At 71.8% G+C, this 20,633-nt stretch carries 19 protein-coding genes and 1 riboswitch; of the genes, 10 read left to right on the forward strand and 9 right to left on the reverse strand.

Features of this window, described 5'->3' with window-relative positions:
* The first annotated feature begins 259 nt into the window (after positions 1 to 259).
* The 3 genes from ACFWZH_RS03820 (at position 260) to otsB (ending at position 3,783) form a co-directional block, all read left to right on the forward strand.
* Positions 260 to 1,480, forward strand: coding sequence for an extracellular solute-binding protein (locus ACFWZH_RS03820; RefSeq protein ID WP_384424984.1), 1,221 nt, complete (start codon positions 260 to 262; stop codon positions 1,478 to 1,480).
* Between the two features lie 797 nt (positions 1,481 to 2,277).
* Complete coding sequence (locus ACFWZH_RS03825; RefSeq protein ID WP_384425631.1) at positions 2,278 to 2,556, forward strand: DUF3263 domain-containing protein; 279 nt, start codon at positions 2,278 to 2,280, stop codon at positions 2,554 to 2,556.
* Between the two features lie 312 nt (positions 2,557 to 2,868).
* Positions 2,869 to 3,783 carry a trehalose-phosphatase gene (otsB, locus tag ACFWZH_RS03830; protein WP_384424986.1) on the forward strand — a complete coding sequence of 305 codons (915 nt, stop codon included), beginning with the start codon at positions 2,869 to 2,871 and terminating at the stop codon, positions 3,781 to 3,783.
* A 131-nt stretch (positions 3,784 to 3,914) separates the two neighbouring features.
* Here otsB and ACFWZH_RS03835 read toward each other — a convergent pair whose 3' ends face one another.
* The 3 genes from ACFWZH_RS03835 to ACFWZH_RS03845 all read right to left on the reverse strand — a co-directional run bounded on the left by ACFWZH_RS03835 (position 3,915) and on the right by ACFWZH_RS03845 (position 7,629).
* Positions 3,915 to 4,904, reverse strand: a complete 990-nt coding sequence (locus tag ACFWZH_RS03835) for a polysaccharide deacetylase family protein (protein ID WP_384424988.1) — start codon at positions 4,902 to 4,904, stop codon at positions 3,915 to 3,917.
* Between the two features lie 281 nt (positions 4,905 to 5,185).
* Positions 5,186 to 6,625 carry a trehalose-6-phosphate synthase gene (locus ACFWZH_RS03840; protein ID WP_384424990.1) on the reverse strand — a complete coding sequence of 480 codons (1,440 nt, stop codon included), beginning with the start codon at positions 6,623 to 6,625 and terminating at the stop codon, positions 5,186 to 5,188.
* Between the two features lie 47 nt (positions 6,626 to 6,672).
* Positions 6,673 to 7,629 carry a glucosyl-3-phosphoglycerate synthase gene (locus ACFWZH_RS03845; RefSeq protein ID WP_384424992.1) on the reverse strand — a complete coding sequence of 319 codons (957 nt, stop codon included), beginning with the start codon at positions 7,627 to 7,629 and terminating at the stop codon, positions 6,673 to 6,675.
* A 198-nt stretch (positions 7,630 to 7,827) separates the two neighbouring features.
* Positions 7,828 to 7,977, forward strand: a riboswitch (SAM riboswitch).
* Here ACFWZH_RS03845 and thrC point away from each other — a divergent pair.
* The 4 genes from thrC to groL all read left to right on the forward strand — a co-directional run bounded on the left by thrC (position 7,971) and on the right by groL (position 12,365).
* The gene (gene thrC / locus ACFWZH_RS03850) at positions 7,971 to 9,287 is read left to right on the forward strand and encodes a threonine synthase (RefSeq protein WP_384424994.1); all 1,317 of its coding nucleotides are present in this window, start codon (positions 7,971 to 7,973) and stop codon (positions 9,285 to 9,287) included. (Overlaps the previous riboswitch by 7 nt.)
* Positions 9,288 to 9,339: 52 nt before the next feature.
* Entirely contained in the window at positions 9,340 to 9,618 is a 279-nt protein-coding gene (locus ACFWZH_RS03855; RefSeq protein WP_016578817.1) for a MoaD/ThiS family protein, read from the forward strand.
* 486 nt (positions 9,619 to 10,104) lie between these two features.
* Entirely contained in the window at positions 10,105 to 10,308 is a 204-nt protein-coding gene (locus tag ACFWZH_RS03860; RefSeq protein WP_010035953.1) for a cold-shock protein, read from the forward strand.
* 434 nt (positions 10,309 to 10,742) lie between these two features.
* Entirely contained in the window at positions 10,743 to 12,365 is a 1,623-nt protein-coding gene (gene groL, locus ACFWZH_RS03865; protein WP_384424997.1) for a chaperonin GroEL, read from the forward strand.
* A 106-nt stretch (positions 12,366 to 12,471) separates the two neighbouring features.
* Here groL and ACFWZH_RS03870 read toward each other — a convergent pair whose 3' ends face one another.
* Positions 12,472 to 12,756 carry a hypothetical protein gene (locus tag ACFWZH_RS03870; RefSeq protein ID WP_384424999.1) on the reverse strand — a complete coding sequence of 95 codons (285 nt, stop codon included), beginning with the start codon at positions 12,754 to 12,756 and terminating at the stop codon, positions 12,472 to 12,474.
* The gene (locus ACFWZH_RS03875; protein ID WP_384425001.1) at positions 12,753 to 13,220 is read right to left on the reverse strand and encodes a hypothetical protein; all 468 of its coding nucleotides are present in this window, start codon (positions 13,218 to 13,220) and stop codon (positions 12,753 to 12,755) included. Before ACFWZH_RS03875 ends, ACFWZH_RS03870 begins: the two co-directional genes overlap by 4 nt.
* A gap of 318 nt (positions 13,221 to 13,538) precedes the next feature.
* Between ACFWZH_RS03875 and ACFWZH_RS03880 the strand changes: the two genes are divergently transcribed.
* Entirely contained in the window at positions 13,539 to 13,985 is a 447-nt protein-coding gene (locus ACFWZH_RS03880; protein ID WP_384425003.1) for a hypothetical protein, read from the forward strand.
* Positions 13,986 to 14,126: 141 nt separating this feature from the next.
* Here ACFWZH_RS03880 and ACFWZH_RS03885 read toward each other — a convergent pair whose 3' ends face one another.
* From ACFWZH_RS03885 to ACFWZH_RS03895, 3 genes are all read right to left on the reverse strand, one after another.
* The gene (locus tag ACFWZH_RS03885; RefSeq protein WP_384425005.1) at positions 14,127 to 16,037 is read right to left on the reverse strand and encodes a sensor histidine kinase; all 1,911 of its coding nucleotides are present in this window, start codon (positions 16,035 to 16,037) and stop codon (positions 14,127 to 14,129) included.
* Positions 16,034 to 16,750 (reverse strand): response regulator transcription factor, encoded by a 717-nt coding sequence (locus tag ACFWZH_RS03890; protein WP_384425007.1) that lies wholly within the window; start codon positions 16,748 to 16,750, stop codon positions 16,034 to 16,036. The genes ACFWZH_RS03885 and ACFWZH_RS03890 overlap by 4 nt, the downstream gene beginning before the upstream one ends.
* Before the next feature lie 182 nt (positions 16,751 to 16,932).
* On the reverse strand, positions 16,933 to 17,070 hold the full coding sequence (locus ACFWZH_RS03895; RefSeq protein ID WP_384425009.1) for a hypothetical protein: 138 nt from the start codon (positions 17,068 to 17,070) through the stop codon (positions 16,933 to 16,935).
* 333 nt (positions 17,071 to 17,403) lie between these two features.
* On the opposite strand from ACFWZH_RS03895, the gene ACFWZH_RS03900 reads away from it, so the two are divergent.
* Both ACFWZH_RS03900 and ACFWZH_RS03905 read left to right on the forward strand, forming a co-directional pair.
* Positions 17,404 to 18,024: a DUF998 domain-containing protein gene (locus ACFWZH_RS03900; protein ID WP_384425011.1), complete on the forward strand. Its 621-nt coding sequence runs from the start codon at positions 17,404 to 17,406 to the stop codon at positions 18,022 to 18,024.
* Positions 18,025 to 18,156: 132 nt separating this feature from the next.
* Positions 18,157 to 18,618, forward strand: a complete 462-nt coding sequence (locus ACFWZH_RS03905) for a hypothetical protein (RefSeq protein WP_384425013.1) — start codon at positions 18,157 to 18,159, stop codon at positions 18,616 to 18,618.
* A 205-nt stretch (positions 18,619 to 18,823) separates the two neighbouring features.
* On the opposite strand, the gene ACFWZH_RS03910 is transcribed toward ACFWZH_RS03905, so the two are convergent.
* The gene (locus tag ACFWZH_RS03910; protein WP_384425015.1) at positions 18,824 to 20,614 is read right to left on the reverse strand and encodes a PTS transporter subunit EIIC; all 1,791 of its coding nucleotides are present in this window, start codon (positions 20,612 to 20,614) and stop codon (positions 18,824 to 18,826) included.
* Between the last annotated feature and the right edge of the window lie 19 nt (positions 20,615 to 20,633).

The raw sequence follows: 20,633 nt of genomic DNA on the forward strand, positions 1-20,633 counted from the left end.
ACTCACCGGGGGATCGCGAAGGGAACCGCAGGGGTCCGGCAGGTGAAAAGTCTGTGGGAACCCGATACCGGAGCCGGACCACCGGTGGTGTAGACCTTGAGGGGAACGCGGGAGAATTTCGCTGTTCACGCCGGTCGAGGGCGATCCCCAGACGGCGTTGCCACACCCGGCAAGCACTCCATTTCGGGCACGGACAAGGGCGGTAACAGCGGTGCAGCGGCGGTACTTGAGCTTGGCGGCGGCGACGGTCGCCACCACCATGGCGCTGACACTCACCGGCTGCGGCAGCGGCTCGGGCGACGACGACGTCACCCTCAAGCTGATCGCGGCGGACTACGGCGACAGCGCGGACAACAGCTCCCAGCACTACTGGGACGAGCTCACCCGCGCCTTCGAGAAGAAGAACCCCGGCATCAAGGTCGACGTCGAGGTCTACAGCTGGACCGACGTCGACAAGAAGGTCGAGGACCTGGTCAAGGACGGCCACGCGCCGGACCTCGCCCAGATCGGCGCGTACGCCGACTACGCCGCCGCCGACAAGCTCTACCGCGCCGACCAGCTGCTCTCCGTCTCCACCGAGGCCGACTTCACCCCCTCCCTCGCGGAGGCCGGCGAATACCGGCGCATCCAGTACGGCCTGCCCTTCGGCGCCAGCACCCGGCGGCTCTTCTACAACAAGAAGCTGTTCGCCAAGGCCGGTATCGCCAACCCGCCGCAGTCCTGGAGCGACATAGCCCGCGACGCCCAGCTGCTGAAGGCGCGCGGCGTGAAGATGCCCTACGCGCTGCCGCTCGGCCCCGAGGAGACCCAGGCCGAGACGCTGATGTGGATGCTCAGCGGGGGCGGCGGCTACACCGACAACATCGGCAAGTACCGCATCGATTCGCCGGAGAACATCAAGACCTTCAACTGGCTGAAGGACGACCTCGTCGGCAAGGGCCTGACCGGCACCGACCCCGCCCAGCTCAACCGCGAGGACGCCTTCCAGGGCTTCGCCGACGGCCAGGTCGGCATGCTCAACGGCCACCCCACCCTGATGAAGCAGGCCGAGGCCAAGGGCATCGACTACGGCACCGTCGACCTGCCCGGCGTCGAGGGCAAGGCCAAGGCCACCATGGGCGTCGCCGACTGGATGATGGCCTTCAAGCAGAACGGCCACCGCGCGGAAGCCGGCAAGTTCCTCGACTTCGTCTACAGCGACCGCAACGTCGTGAAGTTCTCCGGCGAGTACGGCCTGCTGCCGGTCACCACCTCCGCCTCCCAGGCGATGCTCGCCGACGACAAGTACGCCAAGCTGCACAGCTTCCTCAAGCAGCTGGCCGCCGCCGAGTTCTACCCCGCGGACAAGACCTCCTGGCCGCTGGTCTCCAAGACCGTCAAGGCGAAGATGGGCGCCGCCGTCGGCCCGAAGGGCAACCCCGCCGGCGTCCTCACCGACATCCAGAACGCCGCAGAGGCCGCGGACAGCGCGGCGGGCTAACGGCCCGGCCCGGCCCGGCGCGGACGCGGGTCCGCGCCGAGCCGGCGGGGGTGTTTGTGGGCGGGCGGCCGTGAGGGGGCGGCCGTTCGTTGGTGGCGGGGCGGTCGTGGGCGGGCGGTCATTCCGGGCGTGCGTTGGTGGGTGGGTGGTCGTTCGTGAGCGGTCGTTCGTGGGTGGGCACCGCACGTGGCTCGTGGGCGGGCCGTGTGCGGTGCCCCTTCAGAGAAACCGACCGAGACGCATGCGACCCCGGGCCCCCCGGGCAGACACAAGTCATGGAACCCCGAGGCGCGCCCATCCAGAGAGCGCTGAGGCGCTCCTCGGCACAGGGCGCCGAGGTGCTTCTAGGCGTAGAGGCCCGAGGTGCACCGCGGTTACACTCCGAGGGAACTGATTACTCTCCGTAATCGTTGCCGTAATAAGTGGAGGCCATCGAGGCAGCAGACAAGCGTCGCAAAGGCCGGAAGCAGGAGGCAGGGGGCCCTGTCCGACCATGCGCTTATCGTGGAAACGTGACGACGAGCGGTGCGGGGGACAGCGGTGCGACCAGCGCTGCGGAGGCCAGCGGCACGACCAGCGGTGCGGAGGACAGCGGTACGGAGGCCATGGGCGGGGCGAGCGGAGCAGACGGCACGGACGCCGGCGGCACGGACGCCGGTGGCACGGCGGGCGCTTCGGACTCCGCGGGCGCGGTGGACTCCACCGGCTCGGACGCCAGCGGCGCGGCGGGCGCAACGGACTGTGCGGACGCCACGGACCGTGCTGATTCCGCAGACCGTGCTGATTCCGCGGACCGTGTGGGTGCCGAAGGTCGTGCGGCCGCCGGGCAAGCTGCGGGGGACGAAGGCGCATCGGGGCTCTCCGCCCGGGACGAGGCCGTGCTCGCCGTGGAGCGCCGCTCCTGGCCGGGCCCCGGGCCCAAGGAACGAGCCATCCGTGAGCGGCTCGGAATGTCCCCGACCCGCTACTACCAACTCCTCAACGCCCTGCTGGACGACCCCCGCGCGCTGGCCCACGACCCCGTCACCGTCAACCGCCTGCGCCGCGTACGCGAAGCCCGCCGCGCCCGCCGCTGACGACGCGGGGCGCGGCCGGGCGATGCGGGGCGTTGGCCGGGTGGCGCGGGGCACGGCCAGGGAGAGCGAGCGCGGTCACTCGGGCGGCGGCGGTGCGGTTCGGCGGCAGGCCGGTTCGAACGGCAGGGGCGGTACCGACGGCAGGCCGGTTCGACGGCAGGCTGGTACGACGGCAGGGTGGTTCGGTGCCGCCCGCTTCGGCGCCGCCCCGTTCGACGTCCGCCCGGTTCGACGCCCGCCCGGCCCCAACCCGTCGGTGTGATGCGCCCGTACACCCGCCGTGCGCCGGTCCCACGCCGGTAGGGTCGGCGCATGGGCAGCTCCCCGAACGCCGCGCCGCACTCCCAGCCGACACCCGAACCCGAGCGTGCGCCCGGCTCCGTGCCGACACCGCACACGCCTGCCGGCCGCGACGGCCTCGCCGCGCTGCTGGCCCACCCCGAACGCGCCGTCATCGCCCTGGACTTCGACGGCACCCTCGCCGACATCGTCCCCGACCCGGAGAAGGCTCGCGCCCATCACGGCGCCGTCGCCGCCCTCGGCCGCCTCGTGCCCCGGCTGCGCGCGGCCGCCGTGATCACCGGCCGCCCGGCCGCGGTCGCTGTCCGCCTCGGCGGCTTCGACTCCGTCCCCGGCCTGGACCACCTCACCGTCCTGGGCCACTACGGCGTCGAGCGCTGGGAGGCGGCCACCGGCACCGTCCACGCTCCCGCCCCGCCCCCCGGTGTCGCCGCCATACAGGCCGAACTCCCCGGCGTACTGGACGCTTCCGGCGTCTGGCACGGCACCTGGGTCGAGACCGCCATCGAGCGCAAGGGCGGGCAGGCCATCGCCGTCCACACCCGCCGCGCCGACGACCCCCAGGGCGCCTTCGACCGGCTGCGGGCCCCGCTCGCCGCGCTCGCCGAACGCCACGGTCTGATCGTCGAACCGGGCCGCCTCGTCCTGGAGCTGCGCCCCCCGGGCATGGACAAGGGTGTCGCCCTCGCCGAATGGGTCCGCGAAACCGGTGCGTCGACCGTCCTCTACGCCGGCGACGACCTCGGCGACCTCGCGGCCTTCGCCGCCGTCGACAAGCTCCGCTCCGACGGACTGGCGGGCGTCCTCGTCTGCAGCGGTAGCGCCGAGGTGACCGAACTCGCCGACCGCGCCGATCTGGTGGTCGACGGACCCGCCGGGGTGGTGGAACTGCTCGGGGCCCTCGCGGACCGCCTCGCAGTGATCTGAGCGTTCGGCCTGAGCGTTCGGTCCACCTGAACCCCTGGCGGCACCGGTGACAGCACGACGCCCTCGGCCACGATGCCGCCCCGTCTACGATGCCGCCCCGTCTACGACGACGCCCCGTCTACGCTCCCCGTCTACGAAGCCCCCGCCGTCGTCCGCCCGTAGTGTGCGGCGATCTCGTCGCTGGTGGTCGGCCACACTCCGGGGTGGTTGACGATGTGGGCGAGGGCCTGGTCCAGGTACTTGTGGCGGAACGCCTGGCCGATGACGAACGGGTGCAGGGCCAGTGACATCACCCGGCCGCTGTCCGCCGCGTCCTCGTGGAGCTGGTCGAGCTGGTCCTTGACGATCTGCACGAAGTCCGGCCCCGTCAGGCCCTTGCTGACGAACAGGCCGATGTCGTTGAGCTCGACGGAGTACGGGACGCTCAGCATCCCCGGCACGTTCAGCCGGTACGGCTGGTCGTCGTTGGTCCAGTCCAGTACGTAGTCCAGCCCGAGCTCGGCGAGCAGTTCCGGTGTCCGGAAGGTCTCGGTGAGCGCCGGTCCCATCCAGCCGCGCGGCCGCCGGCCGGTGGTCCTCTCGATGCTGGCGATCACCTCCGTCAGGTAGGCGCGTTCCTCGTCGGGTGTCATGTCGGCCTGGAAGGTGGAGTTGTTCTTGCCGTGGGCGAGCCATACCCAGTCGCGGGTCCGCCCCGCTTCGATGATCTGCGGATAGCGTTCACCGGCATCGGAGTTGAGCAGCACGCTGGCGCGTACCCGATGGCGGTCGAGGCTTTCGAGGAGCCGCCAGAAGCCGACGCGGGGCCCGTAGTCGCGCCAGCCGTAGTTCAGCGGGTCCGGGGTCAGCTCCGCGGTGCCGGGGAAGGTGCTCGTCGACGGGCGGTCGATCCGGTAGTGCTCGATGTTCAGGCCCACGTAGAAGGCGACCCGGGCGCCGCCCGGCCACCGGATCGGAGCCCGGTCGACGATCGGGCTGTAGTCGTACAGCCGGTTTTCCACGGGCCGGTTTTCCACGGGCCGGTTCTCCATGGGCCCGTCGTCCACCGGCCGGTTCTCCGCGGGCCGGTCGTCCATGGCCTGGTCGTCGTCCAGGAGCTGGTGGTTCGGCGTCTGGTTCATCGTTCTCGCCTCGTGTCGGGTGCGTACTGGTGCGGTGCTTCCTGGTACGCAGCCTCGAACGTTCACATTGATGTGAGCCTCAAAGGGGAGGAGGGTGACGCCGGTCACGGTCCCGGAGGGTGGCTCGGCGGGCGGCCCGGCGCCCGGCGGGAGAGACCGTCGGCGGCGTCACGCCCGGCCAGGGCCGCCCCCGGCGCCCGCCCAGGGCCACCCCCGGCGCCCGCCCAGGGCCACCCCCGGCGCCCCCGGCGCCCACCCAACACCCGCCCCCAGCCCCCGGCTCAGCCCACCAGCGCGCGCAGCTGCTTGAGGAACCACTGCGCCGGCGGCAGGGCGGTGGCCGCCGCCGCCAGCCGTGCCGTCCGCTCGCCGCGTTCCCCGGCATCCATCGACAGCGCCTCGTGCAGCGCCCGCGCCGTAGCGCTGACGTCGTACGGATTGACGGTCAGGGCGTGGCCGCCCAGCTCCTCGTGCGCCCCGGCCTCCCGTGACAGCACCAGTGCGCAGCCCTGCTCCGACACCACGGGGATCTCCTTGGCGACGAGGTTCATCCCGTCCCGGATCGGGTTCACCAGCGCCACGTCCGCCAGCCGGTAGGCGGCCAGCGACCGCGCGAAGTCGTCCTTCACATGCAGCACGACCGGCCGCCAAGTGGCCGTCCCGTACTCGGAGTTGATCTCCTCGGAGAGCCGGCCGACCGCCGCGGTGTACTCCCGGTAGACGGCCAGGTCCTGGCGCGAGGGGTAGGCGAAGGCGACATGCACCACCCGCTCGCGCCATGACGGCTCCTCCGCCAGCAGCTGCCGGTAGGCCAGCAGGCCGCGGACGATGTTCTTCGACAGCTCGGTGCGGTCCACCCGGACGACGGCCTTGCGCGGCGTCCCGTCGGGACCGGTGCCGATCTGCTCGCGCAGGGTGGCCAGCCGCTCCTCGACGTCCGCCCGCCGCGACCGCTCCAGCAGGAAGTCGGCGTCCGCCCCGAGCCCGTACGCGCCGATCCGGGTGCCGCCGGTGCCGCCGGTGACCTCGGCGCAGCACGCGGTGAACGCGTCCGCCCAGCGGTGGGTGAGGAAACCCAGCTGATCGGCGCCCAGCATGCCCTCCAGCAGCTGCCGCGCCACCTCGTCCGGCAGCATCCGGAAGTAGTCCGGCGGCGCCCACGGCGTGTGGGAGAAGTGCGCGATGCGCACGTCGGGCCGCAGTGCGCGCAGCATCCCCGGCACCAGCGCCAGGTGGTAGTCCTGCACCAGCACCGCCGCCCCCTCGGCGGCCTCGTCGGCGAGGGCGTGGGCGAAGGCGCGGTTGTACGTCTCGTACGCGCCCCACTGCTGCCGGAATCCGGCGTCGAAGACCGGCTCCAGCGGTGTCTGGTAGAGCATGTGGTGGACGAACCACAGCACCGAGTTCGCGATGCCGTTGTAGGCGTCGGCGTGCACCTGGGACGGGATGTCCAGCATGCGGACGCGCTGTCCACCGGTGTCCTCGGGTGCCAGGGCGCCCCCCGTCCGGCGGACGGCCTCCCGGTCCCCGTCACCGAGCGCCGCGCACACCCACACCGCGTCGGTACCGGGACCGATGGCCGACAGTCCGGACACCAGCCCGCCCCCGCCCCGCTTGGCACTCAGCGCCCCGTCCTCGCCCACGGCGTACGACACCGGCCCGCGATTGGACGCGACGAGAACCTCGGCACCTGCCCGGACCGCACTGCGCTCGGAGACCATGTCGCGACATTAACCCGCCGCAGAACCGCGCAAACGTACGGACACGGTCAGGCCGCCCGCCGCGCCGCGTACTCGGGGATTTCGGCCATGGGCGGCCGCTCCTCGGTGTCCACGTCCGTGGTGCGCGGGACGAAGCCCTCCTCGCCGCGGTCGAATTGGGTGAGCCGGGGGCGCACCAGGTGGCCGCGGGCGAGGCGCAGCTGGGCGGTGCGGTAGATGGCGGCCGCCATCCGGCCGAGGGCCTGGCCGCCCTGGTGGCGGTGCTTGCGTACGCCGACGTCCACCTGGGCGAGGGCGTCGAGGCCGACGGTGTGCAGGGCGTCGACGAGCAGACCGAGCTCGACGCCGTAGCCGACCGGGAAGGGCAGGCGCTCCAGGAGGGAGCGCCGGGCCGCGTACTCACCGCCCAGGGGCTGGACGAAGCCGGCCAGCTGCGGCCAGTGGAGGTTCAGCAGCGGGCGGGCGACCAGCTCGGTGACCCGTCCGCCCTGCTCGCCCGGGTGCCCGCCGGCCTCCAGGGGGCGGTCGTACATCGCCTTGACGAAGCGGATGTCGGGGTCGGTCAGCAGGGGGCCGACGATCCCGGAGACGAAGGTGGCGGAGAACTCCCGCAGGTCGGCGTCGACGAAGCAGATGATGTCGCCGGTGGTGACCAGGAGCGAGCGCCACAGGACCTCGCCCTTGCCGGGCAGCGCGGGCAGCCGGGGCAGGACGGTGTCGCGGTGGACGACCCGGGCGCCGGCCGCGGCCGCGACCTCGGCGGTGCGGTCGGTGGATCCGGAGTCCAGCACCACCAGCTCGTCGACCAGAGGGACCGCGTCGCACATCAGCTCGGCGCGGATCGCGGCCACGATCGCGCCGACCGTGGCCTCCTCGTCGAGCGCGGGCAGCACGACGCTGACCGTGCGGCCCGTCTGGCGCTTGGCCTCCAGCAGCTGCTCCAGCGGACGGTCCGCGGCGGACCAGGAGCGGCTGCTCAGCCAGCGCTCCACCTCTTCCAGCACGTCTACGACTCCTCGGTGGCCGCCGGTGCCGCGACCGGTATGCGATCCGTCGGGTGGGCCATTCTGTGATCCATCTCGCGGTTCGGACGACTATCTCAACTGTCAGTGCCTTCGGTTACAGTCTTGAACAACGCGGACGGCCGTCGCATGTCGGGGTCGCCGCACCACAAACGCCTGGGTTTCGACCCAGCGCCATACCGCTCATCCAGAGGGGCAGAGGGATACGGCCCGTTGAAGCCCCGGCAACCCTCCAGCCGGTCTCCGTCGCGATCATCGCGCGCGAGGCTCCCGGCTAGGGAAGGTGCCAAATCCGTCTCATGGCGAGATGCGCCATGAGGAAGATGAGGAGAAAGGGCCTCGCCTCCATGGCTGTGTACAGCACCGAAGTCACCGAAAACGCCTCCGCCGTCGCTCTGGGGCCCGCCGTCGCGCTGTCCTGCCGCGAGTGCGGCGAGCGCTTCGACCTGAGCCCGCTCTTCGCCTGCGCGACCTGTTTCGGGCCGCTCGAAGTGGCGTACGAGCTGCCGAGCGGCGACCCCGAGGCGCTGCGGAAGCAGATCGAGGCCGGTCCGGACAACATCTGGCGCTACGCTCCGCTGCTGCCCGTCCCCGTCGACGTGGCGGACAAGCCGAATCTGAACCCCGGCTGCACCAAGCTCGTCAAGGCCGACCGGCTCGCCGCCGAGCTGGGCGTCACCGGCGCGCTCTATGTCAAGGACGACTCCGGCAACCCGACGCACTCCTTCAAGGACCGGGTCGTCGCGATCGCCGTCGAGGCCGCCCGCGCCTTCGGCTTCACGACGCTGTCCTGCTCCTCCACGGGCAACCTCGCCGGCGCGGTCGGCGCCGCGGCCCGCCGCGCGGGCTTCAAGTCCTGTGTGTTCATCCCGCACGACCTGGAGGCCGGCAAGGTCGTCATGGCCGCGGTCTACGGCGGTGACCTGGTCGGCATCGAGGGCAACTACGACGACGTCAACCGCTTCTGCTCGGAGCTCATCGGCGACCCGCTGGGCGAGGGCTGGGGCTTCGTCAACGTCAACCTGCGCCCCTATTACGGCGAGGGTTCCAAGACGCTGGCGTACGAGATCTGTGAGCAGCTGGGCTGGCGGCTCCCGGACCAGATCGTCATCCCCGTCGCGTCCGGCTCGCAGCTGACGAAGATCGACAAGGGGCTCAAGGAGCTGATCGCCCTCGGCCTGGTCGAGGACCGGCCGTACCGGATCTTCGGTGCCCAGGCGGAGGGCTGCTCGCCGGTGTCGACGGCCTTCAAGGCCGGGCACGACGTCGTGCGCCCGCAGAAGCCGAACACCATCGCCAAGTCGCTGGCGATCGGCAATCCGGCCGACGGGCCGTATGTGCTCGACATCGCGCGCCGTACGGGCGGTGCGGTGGAGGACGTCAACGACGAGCAGGTCGTGGACGCGATCAAGCTGCTGGCCCGGACGGAGGGCATCTTCGCGGAGACCGCGGGCGGTGTGACCGTCGGCGTCACCAGGAAGCTGATCGAGGACGGTGTGCTCGACCCGTCCCTGACCACCGTCGTGCTCAACACGGGTGACGGCCTCAAGACGCTTGACGCCGTCGCGCCGACGTCCGGGCCCACGGCCACGATCCGCCCGAGCCTGGACGCGTTCCGCGAGGCCGGCCTGGCAGGCTGAGTCCACAGCTCTACGAATCCGCACTCCCCAACCCTGTCCGGAAGGCAGAACCATGAGCGTCAAGGTCCGCATCCCCACCATCCTCCGTACGTACACCGGTGGTGAGGCCGAGGTCACCGCCGAGGGCGCGACCCTCTCCGAGGTGATCGCCGACCTGGAGAAGAACCACCAGGGCATCGCGGCTCGTGTACTGGACGACGCGGGCAAGCTGCGTCGCTTCGTGAACGTCTACGTCAACGACGACGATGTGCGCTTCGAGCAGGGCCTGGAGACGCCGACCCCGGACGGTGCGGGCGTCTCCATCATCCCGGCGGTCGCCGGCGGCTGCTGAGGAAGCACGCGCCCGGTGACTGTTGACCGGTCACCCCCGATCGGTCGACGGGTGAGCGCTAATTTGCGCCATCTCTTCACCTACTTGACCGGAATTGCCCCGTCCGTTGAAATCGGACGGGGCAATTCCGCTTAGTGAAAGGGGATACCATTGCGGTGATCTCCGTTCCGGATAACTCCGCGCACGTGCCGAACGCATAGGAAAGCGCGGAGAGTTGTGCTCAAAGTGTGTGCGGCATTTGTCGCTTACGTGCGCTATGCCCGGCCCGACTTGCCCCGGAGAAACGGGATTTCATCGCATATTGCCGATTCTCCGGCGCCAGAATTCTCGTCCGATTGACCTGTTGCGCTGGGCATCGGTGCAGATACATTCAGCGGCGGTCGACGCGTTCCGGCGCACACCCCACGGGCCATTTCGCGGGGTGAGGTCTGACCCGGGTCCGCGGAGTGCGGTCCTGCGCAAGGGCCAGTAATAGGGGAGTTAGGCATGGCTCAGGGCACCGTCAAGTGGTTCAACGCGGAGAAGGGGTACGGCTTCATCGCGGTCGACGGTGGTGCGGATGTATTCGTCCACTACAGCGCGATCCAGATGGACGGCTACCGCACCCTTGAGGAGGGCCAGCGGGTCGAGTTCGAGATCTCGCAGGGCCAGAAGGGGCCGCAGGCGGACATGGTCAGGGTGAGCGCCTGAGGCGCGGGCCGACTGCAGCGTAGAGAAGGCCCGTACCCCGTCACGGGGTACGGGCCTTCTGCCTGCCCTCCCTGCGGCGGGACCTGAGCCCCCGTCGCCTGCGCCCGCCCCCCGTCCCGCCTGCGCCCGCTCCGTGCCGCTCGCCGCCGCGTGGCGCCCCGGCGGCACCCCGCCGGGCGGCCGGCGCCCGTCCGTCGCTCACCCCTCGCCCACCCGCCGACCCTCGCCGACCCCCTCCAGGCGGCTTGCACTCGCCCTGCCCGAGTGCTAATCATTGGCGTTAGCACTCTCCGAGTGAGAGTGACAGAACTTGGATCGGGCCGGTGAGGTCCGGACGCCGGGTGGGGCAAGGAACCACACGGCGCACGGACCGTCCGTCGCGGGCACGGGTGCCGATCCGGAGAAATCCACCCCGTCCGGGAGGACCACTTCACATGGCCAAGATCATCGCGTTCGACGAGGAGGCACGGCGCGGTCTCGAGCGCGGGATGAACCAGCTCGCCGACGCCGTCAAGGTCACCCTCGGCCCCAAGGGCCGCAACGTCGTCCTCGAGAAGAAGTGGGGCGCCCCCACGATCACCAACGATGGTGTCTCCATCGCCAAGGAGATCGAGCTCGAGGACCCGTACGAGAAGATCGGCGCCGAGCTGGTCAAGGAGGTCGCGAAGAAGACGGACGACGTCGCCGGTGACGGCACGACGACCGCGACCGTCCTGGCCCAGGCCCTGGTCCGCGAGGGCCTGCGCAACGTCGCCGCCGGCGCCAACCCGATGGCCCTCAAGCGCGGTATCGAGAAGGCCGTCGAGGCCGTCTCCGCCGCCCTGCTGGAGCAGGCCAAGGACGTGGAGACCAAGGAGCAGATCGCCTCCACCGCCTCCATCTCCGCCGCCGACACCCAGATCGGCGAGCTGATCGCCGAGGCCATGGACAAGGTCGGCAAGGAAGGCGTCATCACCGTCGAGGAGTCCCAGACCTTCGGTCTGGAGCTGGAGCTCACCGAGGGTATGCGCTTCGACAAGGGCTACATCTCGGCGTACTTCGCCACCGACATGGAGCGTATGGAGGCGTCGCTCGACGACCCGTACATCCTGATCGTCAACTCCAAGATCGGCAACGTCAAGGACCTGCTGCCGCTCCTGGAGAAGGTCATGCAGTCCGGCAAGCCGCTGCTGATCATCGCCGAGGACGTCGAGGGCGAGGCCCTGTCGACCCTGGTCGTCAACAAGATCCGTGGCACCTTCAAGTCCGTCGCCGTCAAGGCCCCGGGCTTCGGTGACCGCCGCAAGGCCATGCTCGGCGACATCGCCATCCTCACCGGTGGCACCGTCATCTCCGAGGAGGTCGGCCTCAAGCTGGAGAACGCCGGTCTCGACCTGCTCGGCCGCGCCCGCAAGGTCGTCATCACCAAGGACGAGACCACCATCGTCGACGGTGCCGGCGACAGCGACCAGGTCCAGGGCCGCGTCAACCAGATCCGCGCCGAGATCGAGAACTCGGACAGCGACTACGACCGCGAGAAGCTGCAGGAGCGCCTGGCGAAGCTCGCCGGCGGTGTTGCGGTCATCAAGGCCGGTGCCGCGACCGAGGTCGAGCTCAAGGAGCGCAAGCACCGCATCGAGGACGCCGTTCGCAACGCGAAGGCGGCCGTCGAGGAGGGCATCGTCGCCGGCGGTGGCGTCGCCCTGCTCCAGGCCTCCCAGGTCTTCGAGAAGCTGGAGCTCGACGGCGACGAGGCCACCGGTGCCGCCGCTGTGAAGCTGGCCCTGGAGGCCCCGCTGAAGCAGATCTCCGTCAACGCCGGCCTCGAGGGTGGCGTCGTCGTGGAGAAGGTGCGCAACCTGACCCCGGGTCACGGCCTGAACGCCGCGACCGGCGAGTACGTCGACCTGGTCGCCGAAGGCATCATCGACCCGGCCAAGGTCACCCGCTCCGCGCTGCAGAACGCCGCCTCCATCGCGGCGCTGTTCCTCACCACCGAGGCCGTCATCGCCGACAAGCCGGAGAAGGCCGCCGCGGCCGCTCCGGGCGGCATGCCGGGCGGTGACATGGACTTCTGATCCTCCGGATCGGAACGCTGATCCCTCCCGGATCACACGTCCGCACATACGTCGGGGCGGCACCCTCCTCCCAGGGGGTGCCGCCCCGACGGCGTTCACCGGCTCCTCACCGCGAGTCCTCGGCCGCGTCGGCGTCGGCGTCGTCCGCCGCCCTCTCGGCGTCCCGGACCTTCTTCGCCATCTCTGCCATCTCCGCCTCCTCGGTGGAGGAGTCGGAGGAGTTGGAGGAGTCGGAAGACCCCTGCGACGCCGCGGACGGCGCACCGCTTCCCGCGGAGTCCCCCGAGGACGCCCGGCCGGAGTCCTGCGAACAGCCGGTGGCCGCCAGGACCGGTACCGCCACCACCACCGCCGTCAGCTGCAGCGCGATCCGGCGGGAGGGCCGCCTCATGAGCCGCTGCCACCCTTGGCGTCGTCCTTCTTCGCGCACCAGGCCGCAACGGCCTTGAGGTCACGGAGCTCGCGGGTGAGGGTCGGCTTCAGCTCCCTGCGGTGGGTGAGCCGGTCCTGGAGGAACGTCGCCACCTCGTCGTGGTTCCTGGCGTGGGCCCTCTTCACCCGCACCTCCATCCGCGCGATCGAACCCCTGGTGTCCGCGTCGCCGTTGAGCCGGTCGAGCGCCTTGGTGATGCGCTCCTCCAGCCGGGGCACCCGCGCACACATGCCCTTGCCCTTGTTCTTGCTATTGCCCTTGGCCTTGGCCTTGCTCTTGTCCTTGCCGTCGGGCTGCGAGGCCGTCGCCGCGGGGGCCGGGCCGTCCTCCGCCGCGTTCGCCGGCCCTGCCGCGGCCAGCAGGGAACCGGCGAGAGCGAATGCGGCCAGAACTCCTGCCACGGCGCTCTTGGGACGCTGCATGGTGGTGCTCCCTTCCAGGAACGAGTGGGTCTTTGCGAGTGGTCGGACCCGGCCGCATCCGTCCCCACGTCACGGGGAGGCGGACCGACCGACCGGCCGACCGGCCGTGCCGCAGACCGTAGGGGCCTTCTTTGTGGGGATCTTGTGACTCGGTGCGGTGTGCGCCGCAGGGGTCCGGAGGGCGTTCGGCGTACACAAGGAATCCACAAGGAGCGTCCCTACGCTCCGGGGCAGTTGAGCGCCCGCGCCGCGTCGGCGGCAGCGCACGCATCGAGCCGTCGAACCCCGGGAGACACAGTGGACCGCGGTGGTTTCCTCATGCCGGACGAGCCCTCCCGTACGGGCTCCGCCACCCTCACCGCCCTCGGGCCCCGTGCCCTGCGGTTGCCCCTGAGCGGCTGGCGGCTGCGCCTCGCGCGGGGCACCGAGGGCCGCCCGGCGCTGGAGGTGCACAACGAGGCCGGACTGATCGACGTGTCCGTCGTGAGCACGCTGTGCTTCTCCCCGCTCAGGGGCGGCCGGCACAGCGGCCGGGCGGCGACGCGCTGGTCCCTGGCGTGGGGGCAACTGCCGCCCGGTGCCGACGTCGTCGAGGTGTCCTTCCGGGCGTGGCGGAGCGACCGGACCGTCCAGGCGCTCACGTTCGCCGATGCGTTCTGGGTCGCCGAGGTCGGGGGGCGGTTCCGCTCGGTGACGTGCTCCGCGGGCGCGACCCGGATGACGACGCGGGTGGTCAAGGAGCCCCGGAGCCACGAGGGGTGGTGACGGGCTCAGAGGGGTGGTGGTGGGGTGACGGGCTCAGGCTCCGGGCGGTAGCGGGGAGGTTGGCGGGGAGCCTGGCGCGGAGGCCAGCGGGGAGCCGGACGGGGAACCCGGGGGCCCGGGGGGAGCCTGGCGGGGAATCCCCTAGGGGCCCGGTGCGGAATCCCGTATGGACCCTGACGTGGGCTCCGGTGTGGATTCCCGTACGGGCCCTGACGTGGGCTTCGGTGGGGAATCCCGTATGGACCCTGCCGCGGACCCCGGCGCGGATTCCCGTACGGGCCCTGCCGCAGGCTCCGGTGCGAAACCCTCGGCCGGAATCTCGCTCAACCAGGTGCGGCGCAGCGGCAGTTGAAGGGTGCGGGTGTCGGCTTCCACGTCAACGGGCCGCGGCAGCCGCACCTCGAACCGGGCGCCGGTCCCCACGGGCCGGTCCATGATCTCCACGGTGCCGCGGTGCAGGGCGATCTGCTGGGCCACCAGGGTCAGCCCCAGTCCCGAGCCGGGGCTGCCCGTGCGCCGGTGGAACCGCTGGAAGACCTGTCGGCGCTCCTCCGGCGCGATGCCCGGACCCTCGTCGTCCACGGTGAGCACGGCGACCGGTTCCGCCGGCGAACCGCCCGGCCGCAGCACCACCTCGACCCGTGTCGCCGCGCCCGGCCGGCTCCCGTGGACCACCGCGTTGCGCAGCAGGTTCCCGACCGCCATCCGCAACCCCGGCTCCCAGGCGCTCAGCCTCAGCCCGGGGACGACGCGCAGCGTCAGCCGGGCGCCCGGATGGTGCCGTTCCACCTCGTGCACCGCCCCGGCGACCAGCTCGGAGAGGTCCACGGGCCCGAAGGCGTCGGCCCCCACCAGGTCGCCCTGGGCGAGCGCCCGGAGCGCGATCAGCGTGCCCATCAGCCGCCGCTGCCCGGCGTGCAGGTCGTCCAGGACCTCCGCCCGATCGGCCGGGGCGAGATCCGGGTGGTCGGTGAGGACGTCCAGGTTGGTCTGCATGCCCATCAGCGGGGTGCGCAGTTCGTGTGAGGCGGTCGCGGAGAACGCCCGCGCGGTGGCCAGCGCCTCCTGGGTCCGCGCCGCCTGCTCGTCGTACCGGGCCAGGACGGTCCGCAGAGTGCGGGCCAGATCGTCCACCTCGGTGATCCGCGACGGGGCGTGCTCCAGGCGGGCCGTGCTGGTGCCGGGGTCCAGGCCGCCGGCCCGGTGCTGGAGGCGGCGCAGCGGCCGGGTGGCGCGTTCGGCGATGGCCCAGGAGAGCAGCCCGGTCAGCGGCGCGGTGATCAGCGCCACCACCAGGATGCGCTGCTGCACGGCGTCGATCTCGGTGCTCCCGGCCGATCCGCGGGAGAACACCCACAGCACGCCGTGCGGGCCGGACCGCGCGCTCGCGCCGCTCACCTGCACCGACAGGGCGCGCCAGGCGTGCCCGCGGGCCCGTACGGTCACCGGGGCGGGCGCGGCGGCCGGCAGCGGTGTGCCGGCGTCCGGCCGGGGACCGGCCTCGGCCACCACCCGGTACGACGGCCGCACGACCGTCGTCGTGCCCGGACCGTCCTCGGCCGGGTCCGGCCCGCGCGTGGTCGTGCGCGGGCCGCGCGTGGCGGCGTCTGGCCTGTGTGTGGCGGCGTCCGACCCGTATGCGGCGGCGTCCGGCCCGCGCCTGGTGGCGTCCGCGCCGCCGCTCCTCGTGTCGCCGCCCTGGCTGCCCTCGCCGCCGCCCTCGCCGCCGCGCTTGCCTCCCGCGCTCCCGGCCGCCGCCGATCCGTCCGCCGTCGACCCGGCCGTGACCGCGAGGAGCCGTACCCCCACGTCGAGGCCCGCGTCGAGCAGCCGCCGCTCCTGGTTCGCCGCCTGCCGCGGCCGTCCGCCCGCCTCCGTCCGCAGCAGCCCCCTGGCCATCGGCAGCAGCACCGCGGCCCGCTCCCGCAGATGGGCGTCCTGCTCGGCGTGCACGTCATGGGTGACCAGGCGCAGCAGCAGCGCCCCCGAGCCCAGCACCAGCAGGGGCATGGCGATGCCCATGGCCAGGGCGATGCGGGTGGAGAGCCTCATCGCGCGACCTCCGGTCCCGTTCCGGCCGCCCGCAGTACGAAGCCGACCCCGCGGACCGTGTGCACCAGGCGCGGCCGGCCCCCGGCCTCCGTCTTGCGGCGCAGATAACTGACGAAGGTGTCGACGGCGTCGGTGCGTACGTCGAAGTCGTAGCCCCACACCCGGTCCAGAAGCTGGTCGCGGGTGAGCACCACGCCCGCGTTGCGGGCCAGGACCTCCAGCAGCTCGAACTCCCGCCGGGTGAGCCGCACCTCCGCGCCCCCGTACGTCACCTCGCGCGCGGCCGTGTCGAGGACCAGGTCACCGACCCGCACCGCGTCCCTGCCGACGGGCGGCCGGCGGCGCAACAGGGCCTGCAGCCGGAGCACCAGCTCCTTGAGCGCGAACGGCTTGACGAGATAGTCGTCGGCCCCGGCCTGCAGCCCCGCGACCCGGTCCGCGAGCTCGTCCAACGCGGAGAGCATCAGCACCGGCACCTCGTCCCCGTTGGCCCGCAGCGTGCGACAGACGTCGGTGCCGCTGATCCCCGGCAGGGAGACGTCCAGGACCACCACGTCCGGGGGCCGCTCCGTCAGCTCCGCGAGGGCGCTCGGGCCGTCCTCGGCGAGCGCGACGGCGAAGCCGTTCAACCGCAGACCGCGCCCGAGGGACCGCAGGATCATCGCGTCGTCGTCGACGACCAGGACTCGGTCCAGGCGCTTGGCCGCGCACATTCCAGACTCCGCTCTCGTCTCATCGGGCGGCTCAGCCCCTTCGCCGGGCGGCTCAGCCCCTTCGCCGGGCGGCTCAGCCCCTTCGCCGGGCGGCTCAGCCCCTTCGCCGGGCGGCTCAGCCCCTTCGCCGGGTGGCTGAGCCGCTTCGTCGGGTGGTTGCCGTTCATCGGTGGCTCAGCCGTTCATCGGTGGCTCAGCCGCTCGCCCCACAGTTGTTGCAGCACCATCGGCCGTCCGGGCCCTGGATCACCGGGCCACCGCATCGTGTGCAGTTCACTGTCGACGCCGTTCTGGTCCACCACCCCCTCCACCGACGGCACGCCGTGCAAGGTAGCCGCACCAGGAAGGTAGGCGGCAATCTTGTGGGTTCTCTGTGGCGCCCCCGGCAACGAACCTCCGAGGTGAGGGTGTGGCCGGGGGGGGCAGCCGCGGACCCGGGCTCGGCCGCGGACCCGGGCGCGGCCGTGCACCCCGGCGCGGTCGTGCACCCCGGGAGCGGCCGTGCACCCCGGGAGCGGCCGTACGCACCACTCCGGACGGGGCTCCCGACCGCCCGCGAGCTGCCGTGATTACCTGGTGCGGTGACTCCACTGCGAACGGTGACGGCGCCGGAAGCCGCACATGACCCGCGTCCGGCCCGGCGCACGACACGCGTGAACGCCCTGCCGTTCGCCGTGTCCGCCGTGCTCTACAACAGTTGGCTCCTGGAGTTCGCGCTGTCGACCGGGCTGGACCCGCGCCACTCCTACGTCAGCGAGCTGTACGCCGCCGACCAGCCCTTCCGCCCGCTCTTCGGCGGCATCGAGAGCGTCTGCGCCGTACTCGTCGTCGTGGGCGCGCTGCTGGCGTACGGCTCTGCGCACGACGGCTGGGCACGGTGCGGCTGGCTGGCGCTCCTCGGCTTCGGGGTGTCCTCCGTCGCTGACGTCCTGCTGCCGATGCGCTGCGCGCCCTCGGCGGAACCGGCCTGCGCGGCCGTGCACCCCGGCCACACCCTCACCAGCGCACTGGCCCACTTCTTCGTGTTCGCCTCCATGGCGCTGCTCACCCGGGCCGCCGTGGCAGCACGGCCCCGTCGGCACCTGGTCGGACGCTGGGGCCCGCGTGTCCTGGCGCTGGCCCTGCCGACCGCGGTGTGCACGGTCGGGCCGCTCTTCGGCCGACCCGGCTGGCACGGCGTCTCGCAGCGGGCGCATCTGATGCTGGTGGGGGTGTGGTTCGCCCTGCTGGCCGTGGAGCTGGCCAGGGCGTCCCGGCGGCCGTCCCTCGTGTGACGTCAATCGTCCGTGTGACGTCAAGCGTGTGACGGTACGTCACTCGCGGCGGGCACAGACGGGTGGGGCGGCGTCGCGGGATTGACCGAAGCGGGCGAGGCCCGGTGGGGAGCGGCGTACGCTGCTGCGACGATGACCGAGTTTGTCGAAGAAGTCCGTTCCCGTGTTGTGCGGCTGCTGAGGATGGCCAACACCACGGACGACCGGCTGCGCAAGCAGATCGTCGCCTATGCCGACGCGACGCCGGAACCACCGATCATGGGGTCGCTGGGAATCGGTACGACCGGCTGTCCGCTGTGCCGGCGGACCATGTGGCAACAGCGGGACAGTGAGGGGCCGGTCTGGGTCTGCGCGTTCTGCGGCCACGTCGAGGGCGTGACGGTGCGCTGCCCGCACTGCGAGGTGGCGATGCGGCCGCCCGCCCGGGGCTGGACGGACCGGTGGTCGTGCCCCGAGTGCCCCCGGGTCGCGGCGACAGGCGAGAGCGCCCAGGAGATCGAATCCCGCGAACGGGGGCGGCAGAGGGCCCTTGGCCTGCTTGACCACGCCCTGACCCTGCGCGAGACGAAACGCGAGGCGGGGGGCGGGGGCTGAAGGCTCCGGGGCTTGCCGTAGTCCCAGGTGTGGTTCCGGGCGGGCTGAGGAGCCCCGGGGGGCTCGCCGTGGTTCCGGGCGGGGCCTGACGTGGTCTCGGGTGTGGAGTGGGCTCCTGTGTCTCATGTCCCGCCCGCCGTCGCCTCGGAGGTGGAGGGCGCGCTCTCAAGATGGAGGGGGCGCTCTCAAGATGGAGGGCGCGCTCTCAGGTGCCTGCCTCGGCCGGGGTGCCCGCTTCCCGCTCCGTGTTCAGGTCCGTCCGCAGCTGCTTGCTGATGCCGAAGAAGTAGGTCGCGAGGAAGCCGGTGACATAGCCGACGGCGAGGCCCAGGGCGTAGATGACGACTGTGGTGGCGATGCCCTGATTGCCCTTGACCAGGGGGAACAGGGCCCAGCCGGAGGGGCCGATGGCGGTGGCGCCGACCGTGTCGCCGAGTTGGTGGAACAGGCCGATGAAACCGCCGCCGAACGCGCCGCCGATGCCCGCCGTGACGAAGGGGCGGCCCAGGGGCAGTGAGACGCCGTAGATCAGCGGCTCGCCGACGCCCAGGAAGCCCGCGGGGAGGGCGGACTTGATGGTCGTGCGGATCGAGCGGTTGCCGGGGAGGCGGAGGTAGACGGCGAGGGCGGCGCCGACCTGGCCCGCGCCGGCCATGGCGAGGATCGGCAGCAGGGTCGTGTAGCCCTGCTGCTGGATGAGGGTGGTGTGCAGGGGGATCAGGGCCTGGTGGAGGCCCAGCATGACGAGGGGGAGGAAGAGGCCGCCGAGGACGAAGCCGGCGAGCGCTCCGCCGTGGGCGAGCAGCCAGTTGGCGAAGGACCCGACGGCCGTGGAGACCTCGCCCGCCGCGTACATCAGGCCGAAGAGCGTGACCAGGCCGGTGACCAGGACCGTAAGGGTGGGGGTGACGAGGACGTCGAGCGCTTCGGGGACCGCCTTGCGGCAGGCCTTCTCCACCTGGACAGCGAGCAGCGCCGCGGCCAGCGCGCCGAGTACGCCGCCCTGGCCCGGGGAGAGCCGCTGGCCGAAGGCGGTGAGGTGCGCGACGCCGGGGAAGACCGTGATGGCGGCGACGGCGCCGCCGAGGACGGGCGTACCGCCGAACTCCTTGGCGGTGTTGAAGCCGACGAAGACGGCGATCAGCGACAGGAAACCGGAGGCGATGGCGGCGAGGGCGGGGACGACGGACGGCAGCCAGCCGAGGTTGCCGAGCAGCCCGTTGATGCCGGCGACGATTCCGCAGCCGATGAGCGCCGGGATCAGCGGGACGAAGATGTTCGCGATCCGGCGGAGGTAGAGCTTGACCGGGGTGGCGTTTCTGGCTTTCTGACGGGCTTTGATGGCGGAGCCTTGGGCGGCGAGTTGCTCTGCGGTGGTGGTGGCGGGGGCGGTGGGAGCGGCGGTGGTGGGAGCGGCGGTGGCGGTGGGGCCGGGGGCGGGAGCGGTGGTGGTGGGCTGTGGCTGTTGCGGGGTGAGGGGCCCCGTATTGGTTGGTGTGGTGGGCGGGTTGGGTGGGCTGGGCGGTGGCTGGGCCTGGGGCGTCTCCTTCTTGTGGGTTGTGTGGGGGGTCTGCTTTCTCGTCTTTGCTGTGGGTGCCTTGTCTCTGTGCGCCTTGGTGGCCTCCTTCTTATTGCGGCAACGATTACGGAGAGTAATTGGTTCCTTGCGGATTGGTGCCTGGTGGGGGGTGGTTTCCCGTGGTGGTTGGTGGGGTGGTGGGGCGGATGCCGTGCGGGTTTGGTCCACCAGGCGTTCGAGTTCGGGGGTGACGCGGGCGACCGTTCCGGGGCCCAGCACGATCTGGTAGGTGTCGTCGTCCTCGACCACGCCCATGACGGCCGGTAGTGCCTTGAGGGCCTCGTCCTGGACTCGTGCGCGGTCCTGGATGCCGAGTCGGAGCCGGGTCATGCAGTGGGCGATGGAGGTGAGGTTCTCGGCGCCGCCGACGAGGGGGAGGATCGCGGCGGCGGTGGCGCGGTGCTTGGGTTCGGGCATGTGGGGTGCCTTGCTGTGG

Source organism: Streptomyces sp. NPDC059008, assembly GCF_042749045.1.
Lineage (GTDB): Bacteria > Actinomycetota > Actinomycetes > Streptomycetales > Streptomycetaceae > Streptomyces.